General features: G+C 65.2%; 1 pseudogene. It reads right to left on the bottom strand.

Going from position 1 to position 201, the window contains the following annotated elements:
- Positions 1 to 201: pseudogene (locus B3547_RS16195) on the bottom strand (IS21 family transposase); the annotation flags it as partial.

Below are 201 nucleotides of genomic sequence, written 5' to 3'. Positions count from 1 at the left end.
AGCTGATCAGGCAGGTGCCGGTCACGGCATGGGCGGTCTCGTGGAAGCCGTCGAACGGCGCCAGCATCGGCTGCAAAGATGGCCGCTCAAGATCCAGCGCCTCGGCCACGGTCAGTTCCTTCTGCTCGGGATGGGGATGCAACGAGGCCCAGCGCAGACACTCGGCCTCCAGCCATCCGTTGAGCTCCTCGATGCTGGCAA

The organism is Novosphingobium sp. UBA1939 (assembly GCF_002336885.1).
Classification (GTDB): domain Bacteria; phylum Pseudomonadota; class Alphaproteobacteria; order Sphingomonadales; family Sphingomonadaceae; genus Novosphingobium.
The sequence above is the reverse complement of the archived record's forward strand: the minus strand, read 5'-3'. Positions and strand labels throughout refer to the sequence as shown.